This window comes from Clostridium sp., assembly GCF_047777555.1.
In the GTDB taxonomy this organism is placed as follows: Bacteria; Bacillota; Clostridia; order Clostridiales; family Clostridiaceae; genus Clostridium_H.
This window is the reverse complement of sequence record NZ_JBKEEV010000008.1, coordinates 27,631-51,691: the sequence shown is the minus strand read 5'-3', so window position 1 is coordinate 51,691 and position 24,061 is coordinate 27,631. Positions and strand designations below refer to the sequence as shown.

Genomic DNA, 24,061 nt, shown 5'->3' with positions numbered 1-24,061 from the left:
CATAGGAATACAAAGAACTGGTTTGACAAAAATATATACTAAGTATAAAATTAAGCAGATATAAATAAAAAGGAGACATTACATATGACATCATTTCATGAATTAGGATTAAACTCAAATTTAATAGAAGGATTAAAAAAGGAAGGAATAGAAAATCCTACATCTATACAAGAAAAGGCAATACCCTTATCACTAGAAAACAAGGATATAATAGGCCAATCTGAAACAGGAAGCGGAAAGACATTAGCCTACCTACTTCCTATATTCCAAAAGATAGATGCTTCTAAACGTGAGATGCAGGCCATAATATTAGCTCCAACTCACGAACTTGCAGTTCAAATACATAGACAAGTTCAATCTCTATCACTAAACTCTGGTGTTCCTGTAACTTCTACTCCTATAATTGGAGAAGCTAATATAAAGAGACAAATAGAAAAGCTTAAAGAAAAGCCCCATATTATTGTAGGTTCTAGTGGAAGAATATTAAAGCTTATAAAGGATAGAAAAATAAGTGCTCATACCATTAAAACCATAGTTATAGATGAAGGAGATAAACTTCTCGATGATAAAAATTTAGGTACTGTAAAAGATGTTATCAAAACAACTATGAAAGATAGACAGCTTATGCTCTTTTCAGCTACTATAAATGAAAAAACTTTAGCCGCAGCAAAAAATCTAATGAAAAATCCTGAGATAATAAAAATTGAAAATAAGGAAACAGTTAATCCAAACATAGCTCACATGTACATTTTATCAGAGCAAAGAGGTAAAATTGAAACTTTAAGAAAATTAGTAAATGCAGTAAATCCAAAGAAAGCTATTGTATTTATAAATAAAAGCGAAGAAATTGATATGATTACTTCAAAGCTTAAATACCATAAGCTTAAAGCTGACGGCATTTATGGTTCTGCAGTAAAAGAAGAACGCCAAAAGGCTTTAGAAGGATTTAAAAGTGGAAAAGTTCAGCTTTTAGTAGCTTCAGATTTAGCCGCTAGAGGGCTTGATATAAAAGATGTTACTCATATTTTCAACTTAGACTTGCCTGAAGATCCAAAAGAGTATCTCCACAGGGTTGGAAGAACTGGAAGAGCAGGAAAAGAAGGGACAGCAATTTCAATAGTTACAGAGAAAGAACTTCCACTGATTAATAAGTATAAAAAGATATTTAATATAAAAATAGAAGAAAAATACGTATATAACGGTAAAATTGTAGATCATGTTGTTAGAAAAAATAACATTTCTAATAAAAAAACAGTAAGAAAAACAAATTTAAAGGGTAAAAAATAGAATATTAAAAAGAAGCCTGATTATTTAAATGCAGACTTCTTAAAGCGTAATTAGATTTGTATAAAATCAAATCTAATTACGTCACTATTTAAGTTTTACTTCATTATCTGTCTATAACTTTCTTATTGCCCATAAATGCCATAAGCTGTTCGCTATAAGGAAATCCCTCCATATCTCCTTGTACAAGAGTAGCCATAGCTCCTACTCCATTTCCGTACTTACCGCATTCATTTAAACTTAAACCTCTTAATATCCCTGATAGGAATCCTGCAGCAAAGCCATCTCCTGCTCCAACAGTATCTACAGTTCTTTCAATCTTATATCCTGCTACATAGGATTGTTCATTTTTATCTGCTACATAACATCCTTTAGCTCCAAGTTTAACAGCAACTATCTTGCATCCCATCTCTATGAACTTACTTGCTATTTCTTTCTCATCACTAGTGCCTAGAAGCATTTCTCCTTCTGATTCTCCAGGAAAAATTATATCTGACATCTTCGCTATCTCTAAAAGCACAGGTCTTGCTTCCTCTAATGTCCATAATTTTAATCTAATATTAGGGTCAAAGGAAACAGTAATACTATTTTCTTTTGCTATATTTAATACCTTAAACACTACATCTCTTGTACTTTCAGATAAAGCTGGAGTTATACCTGTAATATGAATTATTTTAGCTTGTTTTATATATTCTAAATCCAAATCCTCTACAGATAACTTACTTGCTGCCGAATTCTTTCTATAATAGTACACATTAGGATTCTCAGTACTAAATCTCTCTTTAAAAAGAAGTCCTGTATTTGCTTCATCGGTAAATCTTACTCTTGAAACATCTACTCCTTCACCTCTGATAGTGTTTTGAATAAACCTTCCAAATTCATCATTACCTAATTTTGAAAACCATCCAACATTATGCCCAAGTCTTGAAAGTGCTACAGCTACATTAGAATCCGCCCCACCTACAGACTTATTAAAACTATGAACAAACCTTAAAGGCCCATTTGACTCCGGGTTAAAGATCACCATAGATTCTCCAAAAGTTAACACTTCCATTTGTACTTACACCTACCCTAAAATTTTATTTTCTCTTGCTTTTCTTACTTCTTCAACAAACTTAGCTGCTGTTTCAGTGACTAACTCATAATTTCCAGTCTTTGCACCCTTAGTTAAATCTGAACCTGTACCAACTGCTACAGCTCCTGCTTTTATCCAATCTTTTACGTTATTTAAGTTAACCCCACCAGTTGGCATGAAATTTCCTTGTGGTATAGGACCTTTAAAGGAACTTATAATTGAAGGTCCGTAAGCATTTCCCGGGAATACCTTTAGTATTTCAGCACCATACTCAAGAGCTTCAACTGCTTCTTTTACAGTCATTATTCCTGGCATTATAGCAACTCTATATCTATTACATAGCTTAACAGTTTCTACATCAAGATAAGGGCTTACTATATATTTTGCTCCTGCAAGTATACAAGCTCTTGCTGTTTCTGGATCTAGTACTGTTCCTGCCCCTATAATTAAGTCTTCATCTTTATATATATCTGATATTTCTTTTATAATATCTATTGCACCAGGTACAGTCATTGTTATTTCTAAAGCTTTTATTCCACCCTTTTTTACTGCCTCTATAATCTTTATTCCTTCCTCTTTTGATTCTGCTCTTATTACTGCTATAACGCCCGCTTCCACTATTTTTTGTATAGTTTCAATTCTCTTCATAATTTATCTCCTTCTAATCTCCTAAAATAAATTTACTTCCACAGAAGTTTCACATTACATTACATATATAAGCAGATAGATATTCATCATATCTGCCTTTAAAGTGTTACACCATTTTTAAATATAGCTAATTCTCTAAAATCATTCTTCTCGTTATTTGATAACTCTCCACTAGCTACTCCAATTACATAGTTAATAAATTTTTCTAATAAAGTCTCAAATGACTCATCTTCAACTAAAGTTCCTGCATTGAAATCAATCCAATGAGGTTTTAACTTATATAATTGGGTATTTGTTGATATTTTTATTGTAGGAACAAAGCTTCCAAAAGGTGTTCCTCTTCCAGTAGTAAATAAGACCATTTGACAGCCTGATGCTGCTAAAGCAGATGCTGCTACTAAGTCATTTCCTGGAGCATTTAAAAGATTTAATCCTTTTTTCTTAAGTCTTTCACCATATTTAAGTACGTCTACTACAGTAGATGTGCCTGATTTTTGTGTACATCCTAAAGACTTATCTTCAAGAGTTGTTATGCCACCTGCCTTGTTTCCTGGTGATGGATTTTCATACACTGGTTGATCATACTTCATAAAATATTCTTTAAAATCGTTGATTAAATGAACAGTTTTCTCAAACACATCTCTATTTTGGGCCCTGTCCATTAATAATGTTTCTGCCCCAAACATCTCAGGCACCTCTGTAAGTACTGTTGTTCCTCCTTGTGCTACTAAGAAATCTGAGAATTTACCTACTAATGGATTAGCAGTAATTCCAGATAGCCCATCAGAACCTCCACACTTCAAACCTATCTTAAGTTCAGATAATGGTACATCCTCTCTTTTATCATTTTTCATGTTTTCATAAATCTCTTTTAGTAATTTGACTCCTTCTTCTACCTCATCTGAAACCTCTTGGCTTACTAAGAACTTTATTCTCTTTTCATTAAATTCACCTAGAGATTCCTTGAATTCATACATATTGTTATTTTCACAGCCAAGTCCTAATACCAAAACGCCGCCTGCATTAGGATGTTTTACCACGTCACCTAATATTGTTCTTGTAGCTAAATGATCATCCCCAAGTTGTGAACAGCCATAATTATGCTTAAGCACTAGAATGTTATCTATTTTTAACTCTCCTAATTCCTCCTTAAGCCTTTCAATCATTTTATCAGCCATACCATTTACACATCCAACTGTAGGTACTATCCAAAGTTCATTTCTTATACCTACCCTTCCGTCTTCTCTTCTATAGCCTTTAAATGTTAGGTTGTTATTTGTAAATGTATTTTCTATTAATTTTTGATTAAAAACATAATCTTTTATGCCATCTAAATTGGTTTTTGTATTATGGGTATGAATCCATTGTCCTTCAACAATATTTTGAGTAGCATGTCCTATAGGAAACCCATACTTAACTATGTTTTCACCGACCTTAATTTCCTCTATAGCAATTTTATGTCCTCTATTAACATCTTCTCTCAACTCAATGTTTTTTCCATCTATGTCAATAACTTCACCTTTGTTTAAGTTTACAAGTGCTACAACTAAATTATCCTTTTCATTTACCTTTATAAATCTTTTCATGGAGATACCTCCTGTTTTTATACTAGTAATACCTTCTAATACATCTTCCTACATGACTTCTTTTAATGCTTCTTTAATTCCAAGTTTCTCAATCTTTATAAGATAATTAGCAACTGCATCTGTTAAGCCTTCAATCTCATTTAGGTTTATCTTCCAATTCTTTTCATAACCTAATACTGTAGTAACTACCTTTCTTAAGCCTTCTTCTGTACCATCACAGCTTCCCCATGTAGTTTTATATAATTCTAGAATATCATCATCATCTGCTAACTTAATATCTTCTTCTCCTCTTTTACCCTTATAGAATTCTATTAATGCAGCTAATGAGAACACTAACTTCTTAGGAAGTTCACCTTTTCTATTTACATATTCTAATAATGAAGGTAAATCTCTAGTTTCAAATTTTGACATTGAGTTTAATGCTATACTCATTAGGTAGTGCTTAACAAAGGGATTTTGGAATCTTTCAAGTACTGCACCAGCAAAATATTTTAATTCATCTTCTGGAAGATCTAGTGTAGGAATTATTTCATCATACATAACTTCCCTTACGAATTTTCCAATAACCTCATGATCTACAGATTCTCCTACAGTTTCTAATCCGTAAAGATAAGATACTGGCACTAGAGCAGTGTGTGCTCCATTTAAAATTCTAACCTTTCTAGTTCTATAAGGAGCCATATTATCAACAAACTTAACATTAAGTCCAGCTTTCTCTACTGGGAATTCATTTTTTATCCACTCTGGTCCTTCAATTACCCATAGATGGAATTGCTCTCCAACATCTACAAGGTTATCTTCATAACCTAACTCTTTAGTTATTTCATCTATTCTATCTTTTGGATATCCTGGCACTATTCTATCTACTAAACTGCAGCAAAATGTATTTGCACTGTTTAACCAAGTAACAAACTCTTCTTCTAAGTTCCAAAACTCAGCATATTTAATGATTATATTTTTAAGCTTTTCACCATTTCTATCTATAAGTTCACATGGAATTATTATTAATCCACTTTCCTTACTTCCACCAAATGCCTTAAATCTATTGTATAAAAATGCAGTTAACTTTCCTGGGAAGCTCTTTTGTGGCTTATCCTCTAGCTTATCAGTTTCATCAAAAGTTATTCCTGCTTCTGTTGTGTTTGATATTATAAATCTTAATTCAGGATTTTCAGCAACTTTAAGATATTCATCATACTGCGTATATGGATTTATTCCTCTACTTATGCTATTTATGACTGAATGCTCTCTAATAGCTTTGCCGTCCTTTATTCCTTGTAAGTAAAGTGTATATAATCCATCTTGTTTATTTAACTTATCTACTAAACCAAATTCTATAGGCTGTACAACTACTACGCTGCCATTAAAATCTGCTTCCTTATTCATCTTATCTATCTGCCAATCAACAAAAGCTCTTAAGAAATTCCCTTCTCCAAACTGTAAAATCTTTTCTGGATATTGTTTATATTCTTTAAATGTTTCTTTGTTTAATTCCATCTTGCCATTCCTCCATTTTTTGTTAACGTGTGCAAAATTATTGAAAAATTTTTTAATTATTTTTTCTTTTATGTAGTTATTATATCATTTATTGCACACGTTAACAATGCATTTCTCAAAATTTTAGTCTCTACTTATTAAAAGAAGAATAGGATTAAATTCCTATTCTTTTGAGACTTATTACTCTAGTTTGGCTACAGAATCCCTTATAATAAGTTCTGTTTTTATATAAACTTTTTCACCTATATAATCTTTCTTATCTATTAAGTCAATTACTTTTTTAGCTCCAATTATACTTATTTCCTTCATAGGTCTCTTTACTGTAGTCAGTGCTGGGGTAGTGTACTCAGAAAACTCCATATCATCAAAACCTACAATTGAAATATCCTTTGGAATAGAAAGCCCTTTTTCAAAGGCAGCTTTAATGGCTCCTATTGCCATATCATCATTTGAACAAAATACAGCAGTTGGAACTTTAGGTAGACTTAAAAGCTTTTTCATGGCATCATATCCGCTTTTCATGTCATAATTTCCTCTAACCATATATTCACTTTGAACTGGTATTTTATTATCAATAAGAGCTTTTAAAAATCCATCCTTTCTTATCTTAGCTGACTTAAACTTTTCTTCACCTTCTATTATAGCTATATCTCTATGACCATTTTCTATAATATAACGTACCGCTTTATAAGCTCCCTCAGTATCATCTGATAATATGTTAATTAAAGAATTTCCTTCTATTTCTCTATTTAAAACAACTAATGGTATCTTTTTTTGCCATACATGGTAGATGAATTCATTATCGTTGTCACTTTGACTCATTAATACAATACCATCAAATCTCTCATTATTAATAAGTGTAAGATCCTTATAATCATCAATTCCTCTGACCACCAAATTATAATTTTCTTCTATAACGCTATTTACGCCGCTTACAATTTCATAGAAAAATACTGGAGTTGTTCCTTCACTTATGCTTGAAAAAAACAACCCTATAGTGTAGGATTTACGCAAAACTAAACTTTTAGCACTATAGTTTGGAACATAGTTAAGCTGCTCAGCTATAGCTTTTATTCTATTTTTTGTTTCTTCATTTATTAGCGGACTGTTATTAAGCGCCCTAGAAACAGTAGTATGTGATACATTTGCTAATTTTGCTATATCTTTTATTGTTACACCCATATTATATTATTTAACACCCTTCTTCTTAATTTTATTTGATAAATATTAACTATAATATTCTCACCTAAATAATATCACATTTTGTTCACGTTAACCATAATCATTTGTATCTTTTATTGATAAATGACTTTTTAACTATATATATCCATATTATTATCCTTTAATAGCTGTACATTTATAGCTATTTTCTCCCAAGCTCTCTTTATATATTCTTATAAACAAAATGCAAGTACCTATATTTACTAAATATAAATACTTGCATTTTATAAGTAGCATTATAATTTAATACACAGCAATTAGTAATAATCCAATAACTACTGCTGCTATAGATTAAAATAATCTTTTGCGTTGTTATAACATATTCCTTGAACAATAGATCCTAATATCTCCATATCAGCTGGGAACTCTCCATTTTCAACCCATTGTCCTATTAGATTACAAAGTATTCTTCTAAAGTATTCATGTCTTGTATAAGATAAGAAGCTTCTAGAATCAGTTAACATTCCTACAAAACGGCTTAATAGTCCAAGATTAGCTAATGTTGTCATCTGCTCTATCATACCTTCTTTGTTATCGTTAAACCACCAAGCAGATCCAAATTGTATCTTTCCTGGAGCTTCAGGTCCTTGGAAATTTCCAAGCATAGTACCAAGAACATAGTTATCTTTTGGATTTAATGTATATAAAATAGTCTTTGGAAGTTTATCTTCTACTTCTAATGAATCTAAAAGTCTAGAAACAGCATAAGCTATTTGTTCATCATTAATTGAATCAAATCCAGTGTCTGGTCCTAATTTTCTAAACATTTTTGTATTATTATTTCTCATAGCTGCAATATGAAGCTGCATTGCCCATCCTAGCTCTGAATATAGTTTTCCCAAGAATTGTAAAGTATATGTTTTGTATTTAGCTTCTTCTTCTTTGCTTATAGTCTCTCCCTTTAGAGCTTTTACAAATATTTCATTAACTTCTTCTTTTGAAGCTTCAATATATACTACGCTGTCTAAACCATGGTCTGATATTCTACATCCAACTTCATGGAAGAATGCTACTCTTGATTTTAAAGCTTCCAAGAATTCATCATAGTTAGTAATTTTCTTTTCAGATACTTCTGCAAGTTTTTCCACCCATGGAAGGAAAGTTTCTTTTTCAATATTAATTCCTTTATCAGGTCTAAAAGCTGGCAAAACCTTTACATCAAAGTCTTTATCTTCTTTAAGCTTTATATGGTATTCTAAAGAATCTACAGGATCATCTGTTGTGCATAGAGCTTTAACATTTGATTTTTTGATTAAATCTCTTGCTCCAAATCCTTCTTCATTAAGAATTTTATTTGTCTTTTCCCAAATAGCAGGAGCAGTCTTTTCACTTAAAGTTTCATATATTCCGAAAAATCTTTGAAGTTCTAAGTGAGTCCAGTGGTATAAAGGATTTCCTATAGTCATTGGCATTGTCTTTGCCCATGCTAAAAATTTATCATAGTCACTGGAATCCCCAGTAATGTATTTTTCATCTATACCATTACTTCTCATAGCTCTCCATTTGTAGTGATCTCCATACAACCAAACTTCAGTTATATTTTTAAACTTTTTATTTTCAAATATTTCTTTTGGATTAAGATGACAATGATAGTCGATTATCGGCATATCTTTAGCATAGTTATGATATAAGTTTATTGCTGTATCATTAGATAGTAGAAAATTTTCATCCATAAACTTTTTCATTATATTAACACCCTACCTTCAATTTAATTTAAGTTATTGTTCACGTTAACATAAACCATATCCTTATTATAATAAATTATTCTCAAAAAGACAATAAAAAAATGTTAACGTGAACATTTTTATTCTTTAACGTACTTCACTAGTATTAGGGCAAAAAGTAAAAATTACTATAGAAACCTTTTCCTATAGTAATCTCCAAAGCTATTATCTATTTATTTTTAACATTAGCACCCTTAGTACCAGCATTAGGCTTATTTAATCCGCAGCAATCCAGCTTGCTGGTGCTTCCAAAAGCCTTTTCATTTTCTTTTGCCATTTTTTCTATGCTCTTTTTAAAATAATTTTTTATAAAGTTTTTCATTATACATTGCCTCCTAATAAAAGTAAGACCTTGAATATATTATAGTAAATCCTTATGAAGATTTTATGAAGATCTATTATAATATCTTAATTCTCTAGTATGGCCTTAAGCAATTTATTTTAAATTCAACTTAGCCAAAGCCTCTGCAAGTGCGGAATTAAATGGTTCATCATTCTCCTTTTCCTGCTGTTTTAAATATTTCTGAACCTCTCTCTTTGATACTTTATTGCTCTCATTCTTCTTTCTTTCGTTAAAGGCAGAAAGTTTTTCCCTATATCCGCAGCTGCATACAAAGATTTGACCTTCACCTTCTCCACGAAGCTCTAGTCTCTTATGACATTCAGGACACCTTGCATTGGTTATTTTAGAAACTCCCTTCCTATAACCACATTCCCTGTCTTGACATATGAGCATCTTTCCCTTCTTGCCCTTTACCTCAAGCATATACTTTCCGCACTGTGGGCATTTTGTTCTTGTAAGGTTATCATGTCTAAACTTTTCCTCACTTTGCTTTATTTCTATAACCGTACTTTTTGCATATTCTCTCATATTCTCAATAAACTTTTCTTTATCAAGTTTACCCTTTGATATAGCATTCAGCTTTTGTTCCCATTCCGCAGTTAGCTCTGGTGATTTTAAATCTTCCGGTACTAAGTCTAGTAGCTGCTTTCCTTTTGAAGTTATTAATATATTCTTGCCATTCTTTTCTATCAAAAATGTATTAAATAGCTTTTCTATAATATCTGCCCTTGTAGCTACAGTTCCAAGCCCTCCTGTTTCTCCAAGAGTTCTTCTTGAAGCTTCACTTTCAATCTGCATATACTTTGCTGGATTTTCCATAGCTGATAAAAGTGCAGCTTCATTGAAAGGAGCTGGAGGCTTAGTTTCCCCTTTTGTTTCAATTATATCATTTATCTTTAGAATATCTCCTTTATTTATATCAGGCAGCATCTGCTCTTTAATATCATCCTCATACTCATCTTCAAAGTTATTTTCATAAACTTCCTTCCATCCTAAAGAAGTTACGATTTTCCCCTTTGCAATAAAATTCTCTTCTCCTATTTTAGCTAAAATGCTGGTTTGTATATACTCAAAAGGAGGATATAATACTGCTAAGAAGCGTTTAACTACTAAATCATATATCTTTCTTTCCTTATCATTTAATGAATTTAAAGAAACTTTCTGCTCTGTTGGTATAATAGCATGGTGATCTGACACTTTACTATTATCTACAAAAGATTTATTTCCCTTTATAGGTGTCCTTAAAACTTTGGATGCTATCCTTGAATAAGGCCCAACACCGCAAGCTTTAACCCTATCTTTTAAAGTATCTACTATGTCTGAAGATAAATATCTTGAATCTGTTCTTGGATAGGTTAGCACTTTATGATGTTCATATAATTTCTGCATTATGGATAGAGTTTCTTTTGCTGAATAATTAAATATCTTGTTAGCATCCCTTTGAAGCTCCGTCAAATCATAAAGCTTTGGCGAAAAGGCCTTTTTATTCACCTTTTTTACCTCTACAACCTCTGCATTTTTTCCTTTTATAGAAGTTATTATTTTGCTGCATTTATCTCTATTAAAGGTTTTAATGTCTTTGGTTTTACTATCCTGCCATACTAGTTTAAATTTATCTGCTACAGCAGTTACACCATAATAGGTTTTTGGTTTAAAATTTTTTATCTCCTCTTCTCTTTTAGCAATTATAGCAAGAGTTGGAGTTTGAACTCTTCCACAAGAGAGTTGAGCATTATATTTGCATGTTAATGCACGGGTTGCATTAATTCCTACAAGCCAATCTGCTTCAGCACGAGCAACAGCAGAATGGTAAAGATTTTCATACTCTTTTCCATTTCTTAATTTATTAAATCCTTCTTTAATAGCTTTATCAGTAACTGATGAAATCCAAAGACGTTTAAGAGGCTTTTTCACATGAGCCTTTTCTATTATCCACCTTGCAACAAGCTCCCCCTCACGACCAGCATCTGTTGCAATAATAATATTATCTACATCTTTTCTGTTCATCTGCTGCTTTACTATATTAAATTGCTTTCCACTTTGTTTTATTACAACAAGCTTCAACTTTGATGGAAGTATTGGCAAGTCTTCTATTCTCCATGATTTATATTTCTCATCATATACTTCAGGATCAGCTAATGTAACTAAATGCCCCAAAGCCCAAGTGACTATATACTTTTCACCTTCCAAATATCCATTTCCATTTTTACTGCAATTTAAAACTCTAGCTATATCCCTTCCAACAGAAGGCTTTTCGGCTAGAACTAGAGATTTTCCCATATGTATAGTTCTCCTCCCATCCATTATCTTATGTTAATTCTTATTTTACAAAAAATAAAATCTATATCCCACTTACATTAGTATATCACTAATTTAAATAGGATATAGACTTTGTTTTTATTTTGCGTTAATGTTGATGAATTCAGCTTTAAGCTTAGAATACATTATCTTTTGGCTGCTGTAAAGTCCGTAATATCCAGACATCATATAACTAATACTGCAAGCAATTGCAAATAATATAATTCCACGTGATCCAAAAAGTTCAATGCTTAAAATAACAGAAGCTATTGGACTATTAACTACACCACAAAATAGTGCAACTAGACCAATTGCAGCTCCAAATCCCGGATCAATTCCTAAAAGTCCTCCAACTACACAACCAAAAGTCGATCCTATAAAAAAGGTTGGTACAATTTCTCCGCCCTTAAAACCTGTGCCAATAGTAATAGCTGTGAAAATTATTTTTAAAAGAAAAGCTTCAGGCCTTGCTTCTCCAGCTATTGCTCTTGAAATTATATCCATACCTGCTCCATTATAATCCATGGAACCAACAAGAAAAGTTAAGACAATTATTAACGCCCCTCCTACGGCAATACGAAGGAACTCATTTTTAAATTTCTTTTTCATAAGTTCATGAGTATTGCGCATAATCATGCATAATACTACACTTACACCTGCACAAAGAACTGATATTACTATTATCTTCATTATAATAGGAAGAGATACTTTAGGTATAACCTTTAAATTATATCGAACAGGCGTAACATTAAATAATAAAGAAAGGGTATAGGCTACAATAGAAGATGTAAGACAAGGTACAAAGCTTGAATAATAAATTACCCCTACGCTAATAACTTCCATTGCAAAAAATGTGGCGGTTAAAGGTGTTCCAAACAATGCTGAAAACACACTGCTCATTCCACAAAGTGTAATCAGGTGCATATCCTTTTCATCTAAACGAAAAATCTTACCTATTTGAGAACCTATGCTTCCACCTAGCTGCAGTGCCGCCCCTTCCCTACCTGCTGATCCACCTAATAGATGAGTTATCACTGTACTTGCAAAGATAAGTGGAGCCATAGCAAAAGGAACTTTCTCCTCAGAGCGTATAGAGTCTATAACCTGATTTGTTCCTATGTTTACAGGCATCTTGCATAATTTGTAGAGCCAAACTATTATAATACCACCAAAGGGCAAAATCATAATTAGCCAATTGTACTTTTGTCTAAAACCTGTAGCAAATTCAACACTCACATGAAACAAGCTTCCTATACTTCCTCCAATTAAACCAATTATTGAGGCTATTAAAATCCACTTTAAAAATGTAGACACATAGTTTATAGTTGATAAAAACTTTTTCTTATATAATTCCATAATCATCACCAAACGCTTATATGTTTTATATCTTTTTAAACAGTAATCATTACTATAGCTATTATGATTATACCCCTAGCAGTCTATTTGGTCAAATTATAACAAAAAATAATAATGGCTTATATATTGTTTTTAATAATAAAATTAGCAACTTACTAATTATTTCATAGTATATTAATGTATAGTTTTTTAATTAATATAGGAGGATAATAATGTTAATAATCTCCAATAAAATTATGAGCACTGATGACATAAATAAGGAGTATAATTTAAAACCCCTTGAAGAAAAAATTGTAAACACCATGACCTCCAGTAACCAAATGTATAGATTTGATTCTCTAAAAGAACTGAAATTTGAACTAGACTTAAGGCTAAGTATTGTTAAAGCTTCTAGGGATCTATATAAGAGCAATTTTAGATTCAGAGTATTTAAGGAAGCTAAATGCAATCCAAAATACTGGACTCTAACCTCTGAAGGAGGATTTTTGCTAAAAAGAGGTGTAGAGCCTTATACTGCAATTGAGGACATCTATTTGAATAGCTCCATGTACGGCACAGAATGCTCTACTGCTATAATTATTGTATATTACAAGGCTTTATTAGATATACTTCCTAGAAATCTCTTTAATAAGTTATTCGATCACATATACTTAATGAATTGGAAAAACCTTGATGATGACCTTGGAATTGCAACCTATTCAAATGTTATAGATTATTTCCCAGGTGATTGTAGATATTTTAAAAATCCTGACGTAAATCCAAAAACTCCAGAATGGCAAGGGGAAAACGCAATAGATCTAGGAAATGGAACCTATTATGGCCACGGAATAGGTATAAAAACAGCAGATGAAATAATTAAAGAGCTAAACAAAAATCGAAAAGAGGGCTCTACAAAATCCGCTTACTTAATGGACACTGCCACTAGATTAGACTTTAAGTATCTTGCAAAACAATACATTAAATTTGAATCTAGACTTATAATGTTAAGGCACTATCCTTTTGCAGCTAATTTTTTATCTATAAACTAAGTAGATTTGTAAATTCTAACTAAATTTTTTAATCAAATTAAAAGTGGGAGTAAGATAATTACTTTATCTTTTCCCACTATATATATGCTTCCATACATGGAAATTCATCAAAAAGCTATCCAGTAACATTTTAATAAGATATCAATTTTGTTTAAATTAATGTAAAATTAACTATATACATATAATTTCATAAAAAGGTATAAAATATTATTATTATGTGTTACTTACCAAAATAAAGAAGGAAGTGTTTAAATGAAATCCTTTGCCTTAAGACTATTTAACAGAGTTATAGGTCTTTTATATATTGTATCAGGATTATGTCTCATTAGGCTATCTATTAGTCGTAATCTATCTCCCGATGCTCCGTGGATGGTTATTCCCGTATCTCTTATATTAATAGGCTTAACTGTTTTTGTCTCTAGCAAAACGCCAGGCGAAATTATAAGTATACTTAAGGATTTTTATAAAGATAGAATAATTAGAGCAGCAAATAAAAGAATAGATAAGCAAGTTAAATATGCTCTTCAATGTTTAGATAAAGAAAAATTTAAAGTTATTGAGGATATTAGTCTAAAAGTAGATAACTTAGAACAACATTTCAATCACATAGTAATTAGCCCTAATGCTATATTTAATATTGAGGTTAAAACCTTATCTAATCCTATATTGGTTGATTCTATAGAAAATTGTATTAAAGACAATATGAATGAAGAAACTAGAGTTAGTAGCCTTGATTTACAATGTAGAAATTATAAAAAGGTATTAGAAAAAATCATTAATTATAAATATCCAATTATTGACGTAATTGCAATCAAAAATGATGTGTGTAACTCATCAAGAAATACTGATATCTCAGTTAAAGTTATTAATCATAATAGTTTAATTGATTTTATTGAAAATTATTCAGATGAGCAAAGTATAGATGATATAGCTAAAGTAAAAAATATATTATTTTCCTATAAAATTCACAGCAAAGAAAAAGATAATTTCATAAGCGAATTCTATAGCTTTAAATTTGAAAAGGAAAACTTCCTGTTTTTAATCATAGGAACAATGTTTCTTGCAGTTTGCATGAGAGGAATGGTTAATCTTCAGAAAAGGAACGACTATATAAAATCGATTAAAGTTCAGTACCAAGATAGCAACCTCGTTAATGAGGAAGATTTAATCATGCAAGAAGATAATAAAGCAATATAATTATATAAAAAAACTCAAGTTCAACTTATAAAAAAGCCCCAGTAAATATTTGCTGGAGCTTTTCCATTAACTATTTATTCATATAACAAGCTACAATTTTACCAAAATACATGGTATGGTAATCTTTATCTGGATAGCAATTCTTATCTAAATCTTCATCTAATAAGCTTGGATCCATATCTTGCTTATATATTATTTTACATTCATATATAAGTCCGCAGTTTGCTATCACCGGAGTGCTTACTTCTTTACCGCCCTCAGTCTTTAAGTCACATTCTTGAAATTTATCAAAATCTCTTCCTGACTTTGTACCACAAAATACTAAACTTTTCTTTAATTCCTCTTCAAAAGGTATGCTTATTGTAAATTCTGTAGCATTTTCTATGAGATTATGGGTATACCTTGATTTCCTAACAAGTACAGCGAAAACAGGTATTCTCCATTGAAAACCTACACTTCCCCAACCTATGGTCATAGTATTTAATCTATCTTCATCTTTTACAGTGAGAAAGGCTCCTCTTTTTTGCAATAACTCAATTCCCTTTTCAAGGTTTTCTGTATAATTTAAGGCCATGATAATTTCACCTTCTTAGATTAAGTTTAATTTTTCCATTAACGTCTTAATCTTAGCTGTTTGTTCATCATTAGCCTGAATAAATGGGACAGTGCAGTAATCCTGCATCTCAATTCCTCTTATCATCATGGCTTTCTTAACAATAGGAATGAATGGTGTCCCAATATCGTAAATTGCCATCATTTCATTAATAATCTTTTGAATTTCAGCAACCTTATCAAAATCTTTTTCATTTATAGCCTTTACCCATGCAGAGCATATTTCTGGTGCAAAATTAGAAAGACCCCCAATGCATCCAGCTCCACCACTAAGTATATTGTGTGCAAAATTTTCATCAAATCCTGAATAAACTTCAAATTCTGGGAACTCTTTATGCATTGTTTCTATAAGTGCTCTTGTGTGTCCCATTTCTGTAACTGTATCTTTATAACCAACGATGTTTTTGTGCTTTCTTGCTAAATTTAAAGTAACTTCTGGTGTTAAATCATATCCAGTTCTAGCTGGGAAATTGTATAGATAAATATCTGCTTTTGTTCCTTCTGCTACTTTATCATAGAAAAGTTCAACACTCTCGTTAGATAGAGCAAAATAATATGGGCTTATAACCATAACAGCATCTGCTCCAACTTCATTGGCATAATTAGAAAGTTCAATAGTTTCATCAGCAGACATACAGCTTGTACCTATAAAAACCTTTGTTCTCTTATTTACATGCTCCACTGCAAGCTTAATTAATTCCTTCTTTTGTTCCATAGTCATTGTAAAGAACTCACCTGTGCTGCCCATTATAACTAAACCATCTACTCCACCTTTAATTAGAAAATCGTAGATATTTTTATTTGCTTCACTGTCAATGTTTCCGTCCTTATCAAATGCAGTAACCACAGGGGTTAACCATTTTCCTGTCATAATATATACACTCCTTTTATTATACGTTTTGTTATTCAACGATATTTTTCAATATCCCAATATTTTCAATCTCACATTCAACTACATCTCCAGATTTCATAAATCGTGGTGGCTTAAATCCCATTCCAACACCTGATGGAGTACCTGTAGCAATAATATCTCCCGGCTCTAAAGTCATTCCACTAGAAATTTCAGCAATTATGCTTGGAATGTCTGTTAAAAAAAGCTTAGTATTAGAATTTTGTCTTAATTCTCCATTTACTCTACTGCATACATTCAATTCAACTGGAAATGGTATTTCACTTTTATGTACTACAACAGGTCCTAATGCTGTGAAAGTATCTAGGCTCTTTCCTCTATACCACTGAAGATGCTGCTGTTGTAGAGCTCTTGCTGAAATATCATTCATTATTGTATAACCGAAAATATAATCTTCGGCCTTATCCTTAGGAATATTTATTCCTCTTTTACCAATAATAACTGCTAGTTCAACTTCATAATCTAACTCTTCATCAAGGTCAGAGTGACTTATTATTTTATCCTCTGGACCAATAGCTTCTGTAACTCTCTTTGAAAAATATACAGTCTTTTTAGGTTCTGTAAAACTGTTCTTATCAAAGCTTTCCTTAGTCTCTTCTAAATGATCTTTATAATTTACACCTACACAAATAATATCGTGTATTGGCTTTTTTATTGGTGCGCAGACTCTTATTTTATTCAATGGATATGTTACAATATTATCTACAGAATCTTCTAATATAATATTTCGGATTGTATCCATATCACAGTCTGAAATATTGTTTACTAAATCAATCATACCGTAAAAGTTCTTACTTAGGTTAAGACTGGATAATTCTATTGCTAAAGTACCGTCTTTAGATAAAACTCCTAATTTTTCTTCTCCTGATTCTTTGAAAGAAATAAATTTCATGTTAAGCCCCCCCTTTCTATACTCTATAACTTATCTCATTTCTTGCATATAATTAGGCCTGCAAAGATGCAAGCCTAATATAAACTTAAATATATCTATTAAACGTAGTTACAAACTCTAGCTATAGCTATCTCATTGTAACCAAGAGATTCTGCCTTTGAAAGTTTACCGTTTGCTGTTTCAACAACTTTATTTAGTAATTCATCTCCTAATTCTTCTAAAGTCTTAGTTCCATAAATTACACCACTTGCATCAAAATCCATATTGTCTTCCATGTTTTTATAAGTAATTTTATTTCCTGTAATTTTTATAACTGGTGCAATCGGGTTACCAGTTGGAGTACCACGTCCAGTTGTAAATACAACTATTTGAGCTCCTCCTGCAATCATACCTGCAACTGATGATGGGTCGTTTCCTGGAGTATCCATAATAACTAATCCCTTTTCATCAACTTGTTTAGCATAATCATATACAGCACTTATTTCTCTATGTCCACCTTTATGGATACATCCAAGAGATTTTTCTTCAAGAGTTGTTAATCCACCTGCTTTATTTCCTGGTGATGGGTTACCATCTCTAACTTCTTCTCCAACTAATCTAAGTGCATTTTCGTATCTATGAACTATTTCATATATTCTATCACTAATTTCTTTAGTTTTTCCACGTCTTGCTAAGATATGTTCTGCACCTATAAACTCAGTTGTTTCACTTAATATAGATGTTGCTCCTAAGTCTACTAATCTATCACTAAGCTCTCCTACTACAGGATTAGAAGCAAGTCCTGATGTTGGGTCTGATCCACCACATTCTGTACCAACAATTAGTTCAGATATTGGGAATTCTTCTCTTCTTTGCATACTAGCTTCTTCTACCATCTCTTTAGCATAACGAACGGCTTGTTCCATTGCTTTAAGTGTTCCACCTGCTTCTTGAATAATAACAGTTTTCATAGGCTTATTAGTTCTTTCTTTGATCGCTTCAACAACTAAATCCATTTGGCAGTTTTCACATCCAAGGGAAATAACTACTGTACCATAAATATTAGGGTTAGCTGCAAATCCAGCCATTACATCCATTGTGAATTGTTGGTCCGGAGCAACCTGTGAACAACCATTTTGGTTGTTAAATGTTACAGCTCCTTGAACTTGTGATGCAACTAATCTTGTTGTGTCTGAAGCACATACACTTGCAGGTAAAATTAAAACGTGGTTTCTTACTCCAACTCTTCCATCTGGTCTTTTATATCCATAGAAATTCATAATTAATTCCTCCTTAAATTTTGTTTATAGTTCTTCTTGTTTACAGTTCTTCTCTAACGCTTTCTACATTATGTTCATGAACATGCTCTCCAGCTTTAATGTCAACTGCTGCAGCCCCTATATGTTCCCCATATTTAACAATTGGAGTACCTTTTGCAATATCCACTGCTGCTAACTTGTGATATATTGTGATATCTTGTTGTGCCGTTAATGTTTTTACAGTACCATCTTTTAATTTGTAGTTAACTTCAGAACCTTTTGCTATAGGTTCAATTGCTACTATAACATTATCTTTTTCTTCAACTATTAATGCATTAATCATAGTTATCGCTCCTTTTTTTCTTTTTATTTTATTTATATATTAAAATATAGTTATGCACTTACTTCTGATCCTGATGGATTCTTCAACTCAAGTTGTGGACATCCATATTTCTTTGCCCACCAGTCAGTCATTAAAGGTACTAATATTGCTGTAACAACTGTAGATGCTGCTACTTGAGATGTTGCTATATCTACATAAGGTGCCCATGATGGATCTATTAATGCAACAGCTGCAGGCACAGCTATAGCATTTCCAGCAGTTGTTGCAACTGCCCATCCTGCATATCCTGGACGTCTTCCTATTACTCTATCGCAGAACACAATGAATGCTCCACCCACTCCAAATGTAATTAAACCTAATACTATTCCTTGTGGACCTCCCTTAACAACGTTTGTTAAGTTGATTCCTGCTCCTAATGTTAATCCAACGAATGGTATTAATATATCTCCTGCTGGTGCTAAAAAGTCTTTTAAGCTCTTATCTAAGTTTCCAAGTATCATACCTACGATTATTGGAATTACTGTTGCAAGTAAAGCCTTTCCTGGAATATTGGCAAGTCCTGATGCTCCTAAAGCTATTAATGTAAAGAAAGGTCCATCATTTAATGCTAAAAGTGCCATTGCTGCACAGTCTGTTACATCTCCATAAGACTTCATTAATGCCAAGTAAACGCTACCGTTACTGTTTGTTACGGCGCTTATTACTGATAATGCTGTTAAACCTAAAACCCCTGCCATTCCAAATACTTTACCAACTATAATACCTATAGCAGCACCTATTATAAATTTGGACAGTAGTAGTATTCCTCCACGCTTAAGAACCTTTGGCATGTCCTTAAGTTGTAGTGTAGTTCCTAAACAGAATAACTGAATTCCCATGGCAGTTGCTGCACCTGCACTTGAAAATGTAGCTGTAGTAAAAGATCCAATTTTCAAAGCTTCTGGGAAAAAGGTGTTTAAAAATGAACCGATAAGTAATGGAACAATCATCATACCAGCTGGTACTTTTTTAAGAAACTTCATAATCATAATAATTTCCCCCTACTAAAAGTTATATAAAATTTTATTTAAAACTTAACTAGCATTTTTTGAATCCGTTTACATTAAATTCTCATTTTATGTATTACTTTTTAGCCATCACTATATAGTCACATTTGCCTTAAATCTTTAATGGTATACAACTAAAATTTTATTATTTAAGCTATTTTCTTAAATAGTTCAATTAACTTTTCTTTAGTAAAGAACACAGGATTTGCACCAGCGCAAGCATCCTTCATAGCAAATTCAGCCAGGGTATCAAAGTCTGGGTTGTCTACTCCAACCTCTTTTAAAGATTTTGGAATGCCAACTTCCTGTGATAAAGCCTTGATTTTACCAATTACAAAATCAACACATTCTTCATCTGTTTTTCCAGTTACATCCATGCCAATAATTTTAGCAATTGGACGAAATTTAGCTGGAACAGCTTTTGCATTTTCTTCCTCAACAAATGGAAGAAGCATAGCATTGCATACACCGTGTGGTAAGTCATATAAACCACCTAGCTGATGTGCCATTGCATGTACATTTCCGAGTCCAGCATTGCTAAAGGCAATACCGTTTAAGAAACAAGCATAACACATCTGCTCTCTTGCTTCTATATCACTGCCATCCTTAACAGCTCTTGGAAGAAAATTGAAAATTTGTTTAATTGCATATAAAGCAGTTGAATCTGTTACATCGTATGCTCCCTTTGCTACTACAGCTTCTATTGCATGTGTTAATGCATCCATACCTGTTGCAGCTGTTAAAGGTGCCGGTTTGCTTAACATAAGTTCTGGATCATTTACTGTAATTGAAGCTAATGCATTTCTGTCAACCATAATCATTTTTACATGGCGTTCTTCGTCTGTAATTACATAATTTATTGTAACTTCAGCAGAAGTACCCGCAGTTGTTGCAATTGCAACTATTGGAAGGCATTTCTTGCTTGTTTTATTAACACCTTCATAATCTTTTGTAGTGCCACCATTTGTTGCAAGAACAGCTATTGCTTTCCCGCAATCCTGAGGTGATCCCCCTCCTATTGTTATAACAATGTCGCATCCTTCATTTTTTAGAACTTCTAGACCATTATTTACATTTGTAACTGTTGGATTTGGTTTTACATCGTTGTAGAGAACATGCTCAACTCCTATTTCATCTAACATATCTGTAACCTTTTTAACAGTTCCATTTGATGTAAGGAATTTATCGCTTACAACTAATGCTTTTTTTGCTCCCAATGCTTTTATTGGATCTTTCGCTTCCCTAAGGCATCCTCTGCCTAACAAGTTAACTGGTGGAATGTAATAAATACTCAACTCTTGCCCTCCTTGAAATCATGTTAGTGTAAATTCAATTCTTCATTGTCGGAATATTTACTAATACGTTTACAAAATTAAATTAAATTTAATTTTGTATAAAAATATGCTTTAGCCCCTTAATTAAAGCATATCTTCAGAATGAAACACTAAATTCCATGGAAATTTGTTTCTCACTCCGTTCGTATTTTCAAACACTATTTTTATTTACGAACTATGTTTTTATAATACTATTCTTTAATTGGCTTGTCAATACAGGTCATTATTTTTTTTTTGCTTTATTCGACTAATTATTGCTGTATTTTACTATATTTCATTGCTAAATATTACTCTTAACAATGTTTTTAACTTGTAAAAGCGTCATCACTTTGTTATTATGATGATGTATTTAATGTTGGAGGTGTTATATTGACTGAAACTAATCACAGACCTACTTCTCGTGTTTTGGACATTTTAGAATTGCTTGCATTTTCTCCAGATGGCTATACTCTTACGGAAATTGCTAATGCTATTAATGCACCAAAAAGCAGCATATTTCCTGTTGTACATACACTATTAGAAAGAAATTTTATTGCATTCAATAATCAAACCTCAAAGTATGTAATTGGAATCAGCAGTTTTGCAGTTGGTTCATCTTATATTGAAAATATAGATTCCCTAGACTTTGTGAAAAAAGAAATGGAACATATAGTTGATGTAAGTTCTGAAACTTGCCAAATGGCAGTATTAGATAAAGGTGAAGTATTATACTTAGCAAAAATAGACTCTCCTGAGCCCATAAGATTAATATCAGCTGTAGGAAAACGTCTGCCTGCTTATTGTACAGCCCTTGGTAAGGCTCTACTGTGCAATTTTTCAAAAGAGGAACTGAAAAAACTATATCCTCAAGGGCTAAAACCCTATACTAAAAATACAATTACTGACATAGATGTACTGTATCATCAGTTGTGTAACATAAAAAAAACCAATATTGCCACTGAATTTGGTGAATCCACAGAACATTTGGAGTGTTTGGCTGTGCCAATATGTCAAGGTGATAAAATTATTTTTTCCATAAGTGTAAGTATTCCTGTATTTAGAGTGACGGAAGAAAAGAATAAATTAATAGAAAGGCTTCTGCTTCAATCTAAGACAAAGATTGAAACCTTAATAAATAGTCTTGATATTGATATGAATTCTATAATTTTCAATTAGTAGTCTCTATAAAATTTAAAATATAAGACCTTACTTAAGTTTAGCTAAGTAAGGTCTTATACTTATAATTATTTAATTCCTTTTTCAAAAACTTCATCTACGCAGCTTACGAATTCTCTTGCCACATATTCAGCATCCTCTAGGGAAAGTATTGAATATAGAGGTAAGGTTATTTCATTTACATATTGGTTATAAGCATTTGGATAATCTTCCATCTTATATCCTAAGCCCTTGTATAAAGTAAACATAGGAAGAGGTTTGTAGTGAACATTTACTGCTATATCTTTATTTGCCATCATAGTAATGACTTCGTTACGCTGGCTTTCAGTAAAGCCCTTAATTCTTAATAGATACAAGTGATAGCTTGTTTCTCTACATTCATCTTTAGCAAAAGGAAGAATTGCCCATTCCTTCTCACCAAGGATCTTATTATAAATCTCTGCAATTTTCTTTCTCTTTGCAAGCATGTCCTCATATCTTTCCAGCTGTGCAAGTCCTATAGCTGCAGATATGTCTGTCATATTGCATTTAAGCCCATCTGTTATAATATCATATTCCCAAGCTCCTGCCTGCATCTTTGTCAAAGCGTCCTTTGATTGACCGTTTACTGAAGAATATTTAAATTCCTTATATAAGTCTTCTTTTCCATGGAAGTGGTTATCATTATATGTAATTCCACCACCTTCAGCAGTTGTAAGATTTTTTACTGCATGATATGAGAACACATGAAAATCCATTTGTCCTCCTACCTTTTTTCCCTTATAGCTTGCACCAATAGAATGAGCAGAGTCAGATAAAAGAATTATATCTTCTCTTCCTTTAGATTTTATTACTTCTCTAATTGCATCATAGTCCACAGGTACTCCTGCAACATCTACTGTCATTATAGCTTTTGTTTTTTCAGTTATAGCATCCCCTATTTTATTTATATCAATTAAAAAGCTATCTTTTTCTACATCTACAAAAACTGGCTTTGCTCCTCTATGAAGAATTACATTGGATGTAGAAGTGTATGTGTATGGTGTTGTTATTACCTCATCACCTTCTCCTACTCCAAGGCATTTTAGTACTAATTCCATTCCAGCAGTGGCACTTGCTACTGCTACTGCATGGTTTGCTTTACAATAATTTGATACATTTTCTTCAAACTTAGCTACTTTAGGACCTGATGTAATCCATCCTGATTTCATAACTTCTATTACTGCATCTATTTCTGATTGAGTTATATCTGGTGGTGAAAATGGTATCTTTTTATTTGCCATGATAAATCCTTC

21 protein-coding genes are annotated in these 24,061 nt (G+C 32.1%); 4 read left to right on the top strand and 17 right to left on the bottom strand.

Annotated elements, in window-relative coordinates:
* Window positions 1-84: 84 nt before the first annotated feature.
* On the top strand, window positions 85-1,287 hold the full coding sequence (locus ACFWTK_RS11410; RefSeq protein WP_415876107.1) for a DEAD/DEAH box helicase: 1,203 nt from the start codon (window positions 85-87) through the stop codon (window positions 1,285-1,287).
* Window positions 1,288-1,390: 103 nt separating this feature from the next.
* Here the strand turns inward: ACFWTK_RS11410 and ACFWTK_RS11405 are convergent, their stop codons facing one another.
* The 9 genes from ACFWTK_RS11405 to ACFWTK_RS11365 all read right to left on the bottom strand — a co-directional run bounded on the left by ACFWTK_RS11405 (window position 1,391) and on the right by ACFWTK_RS11365 (window position 13,032).
* Window positions 1,391-2,338, bottom strand: a complete 948-nt coding sequence (locus tag ACFWTK_RS11405) for a sugar kinase (protein ID WP_415876106.1) — start codon at window positions 2,336-2,338, stop codon at window positions 1,391-1,393.
* Window positions 2,339-2,350: 12 nt separating this feature from the next.
* Window positions 2,351-3,007, bottom strand: a complete 657-nt coding sequence (locus ACFWTK_RS11400; protein ID WP_415876105.1) for a bifunctional 4-hydroxy-2-oxoglutarate aldolase/2-dehydro-3-deoxy-phosphogluconate aldolase — start codon at window positions 3,005-3,007, stop codon at window positions 2,351-2,353.
* A gap of 98 nt (window positions 3,008-3,105) precedes the next feature.
* A complete protein-coding gene (locus tag ACFWTK_RS11395; protein ID WP_415876104.1) occupies window positions 3,106-4,593 on the bottom strand; it encodes a UxaA family hydrolase in 1,488 nt (495 codons plus the stop codon).
* Window positions 4,594-4,641: 48 nt separating this feature from the next.
* A complete protein-coding gene (locus tag ACFWTK_RS11390; protein ID WP_415876103.1) occupies window positions 4,642-6,090 on the bottom strand; it encodes a tagaturonate reductase in 1,449 nt (482 codons plus the stop codon).
* Window positions 6,091-6,270: 180 nt separating this feature from the next.
* Window positions 6,271-7,272, bottom strand: coding sequence for a LacI family DNA-binding transcriptional regulator (locus ACFWTK_RS11385; RefSeq protein WP_415876102.1), 1,002 nt, complete (start codon window positions 7,270-7,272; stop codon window positions 6,271-6,273).
* Between the two features lie 323 nt (window positions 7,273-7,595).
* Window positions 7,596-8,996, bottom strand: coding sequence for a glucuronate isomerase (gene uxaC / locus ACFWTK_RS11380; RefSeq protein WP_415876101.1), 1,401 nt, complete (start codon window positions 8,994-8,996; stop codon window positions 7,596-7,598).
* Between the two features lie 208 nt (window positions 8,997-9,204).
* Complete coding sequence (locus tag ACFWTK_RS11375) at window positions 9,205-9,357, bottom strand: LDCC motif putative metal-binding protein (RefSeq protein WP_415876100.1); 153 nt, start codon at window positions 9,355-9,357, stop codon at window positions 9,205-9,207.
* Between the two features lie 114 nt (window positions 9,358-9,471).
* Window positions 9,472-11,658 (bottom strand): DNA topoisomerase 3, encoded by a 2,187-nt coding sequence (locus tag ACFWTK_RS11370; RefSeq protein ID WP_415876099.1) that lies wholly within the window; start codon window positions 11,656-11,658, stop codon window positions 9,472-9,474.
* Window positions 11,659-11,775: 117 nt separating this feature from the next.
* On the bottom strand, window positions 11,776-13,032 hold the full coding sequence (locus ACFWTK_RS11365; RefSeq protein ID WP_415876098.1) for a chloride channel protein: 1,257 nt from the start codon (window positions 13,030-13,032) through the stop codon (window positions 11,776-11,778).
* A gap of 212 nt (window positions 13,033-13,244) precedes the next feature.
* On the opposite strand from ACFWTK_RS11365, the gene ACFWTK_RS11360 reads away from it, so the two are divergent.
* Window positions 13,245-14,060, top strand: coding sequence for a protein-glutamine gamma-glutamyltransferase (locus tag ACFWTK_RS11360; protein WP_415876097.1), 816 nt, complete (start codon window positions 13,245-13,247; stop codon window positions 14,058-14,060).
* 252 nt (window positions 14,061-14,312) lie between these two features.
* A complete protein-coding gene (locus ACFWTK_RS11355; protein WP_061858953.1) occupies window positions 14,313-15,257 on the top strand; it encodes a nuclease-related domain-containing protein in 945 nt (314 codons plus the stop codon).
* Window positions 15,258-15,327: 70 nt separating this feature from the next.
* On the opposite strand, the gene ACFWTK_RS11350 is transcribed toward ACFWTK_RS11355, so the two are convergent.
* The 7 genes from ACFWTK_RS11350 to ACFWTK_RS11320 form a co-directional block, all read right to left on the bottom strand.
* A complete protein-coding gene (locus ACFWTK_RS11350; protein WP_061858952.1) occupies window positions 15,328-15,831 on the bottom strand; it encodes a flavin reductase family protein in 504 nt (167 codons plus the stop codon).
* A 15-nt stretch (window positions 15,832-15,846) separates the two neighbouring features.
* Window positions 15,847-16,740: a dihydrodipicolinate synthase family protein gene (locus ACFWTK_RS11345; RefSeq protein ID WP_061858951.1), complete on the bottom strand. Its 894-nt coding sequence runs from the start codon at window positions 16,738-16,740 to the stop codon at window positions 15,847-15,849.
* A 31-nt stretch (window positions 16,741-16,771) separates the two neighbouring features.
* Window positions 16,772-17,671 (bottom strand): fumarylacetoacetate hydrolase family protein, encoded by a 900-nt coding sequence (locus ACFWTK_RS11340; RefSeq protein WP_106024636.1) that lies wholly within the window; start codon window positions 17,669-17,671, stop codon window positions 16,772-16,774.
* 98 nt (window positions 17,672-17,769) lie between these two features.
* Window positions 17,770-18,930, bottom strand: coding sequence for a UxaA family hydrolase (locus ACFWTK_RS11335; protein WP_415876096.1), 1,161 nt, complete (start codon window positions 18,928-18,930; stop codon window positions 17,770-17,772).
* 40 nt (window positions 18,931-18,970) lie between these two features.
* Window positions 18,971-19,252 (bottom strand): UxaA family hydrolase, encoded by a 282-nt coding sequence (locus tag ACFWTK_RS11330; RefSeq protein WP_106024634.1) that lies wholly within the window; start codon window positions 19,250-19,252, stop codon window positions 18,971-18,973.
* Between the two features lie 50 nt (window positions 19,253-19,302).
* On the bottom strand, window positions 19,303-20,280 hold the full coding sequence (locus tag ACFWTK_RS11325) for a 2-keto-3-deoxygluconate permease (protein WP_415876095.1): 978 nt from the start codon (window positions 20,278-20,280) through the stop codon (window positions 19,303-19,305).
* A gap of 167 nt (window positions 20,281-20,447) precedes the next feature.
* Entirely contained in the window at window positions 20,448-21,593 is a 1,146-nt protein-coding gene (locus ACFWTK_RS11320; protein WP_415876094.1) for an iron-containing alcohol dehydrogenase, read from the bottom strand.
* A gap of 408 nt (window positions 21,594-22,001) precedes the next feature.
* Here ACFWTK_RS11320 and ACFWTK_RS11315 point away from each other — a divergent pair, with 408 nt between their 5' ends.
* A complete protein-coding gene (locus ACFWTK_RS11315; protein ID WP_415876093.1) occupies window positions 22,002-22,787 on the top strand; it encodes an IclR family transcriptional regulator in 786 nt (261 codons plus the stop codon).
* A 68-nt stretch (window positions 22,788-22,855) separates the two neighbouring features.
* Here the strand turns inward: ACFWTK_RS11315 and ACFWTK_RS11310 are convergent, their stop codons facing one another.
* Window positions 22,856-24,049, bottom strand: coding sequence for a DegT/DnrJ/EryC1/StrS family aminotransferase (locus ACFWTK_RS11310; RefSeq protein ID WP_415876092.1), 1,194 nt, complete (start codon window positions 24,047-24,049; stop codon window positions 22,856-22,858).
* Window positions 24,050-24,061 lie beyond the last annotated feature (12 nt).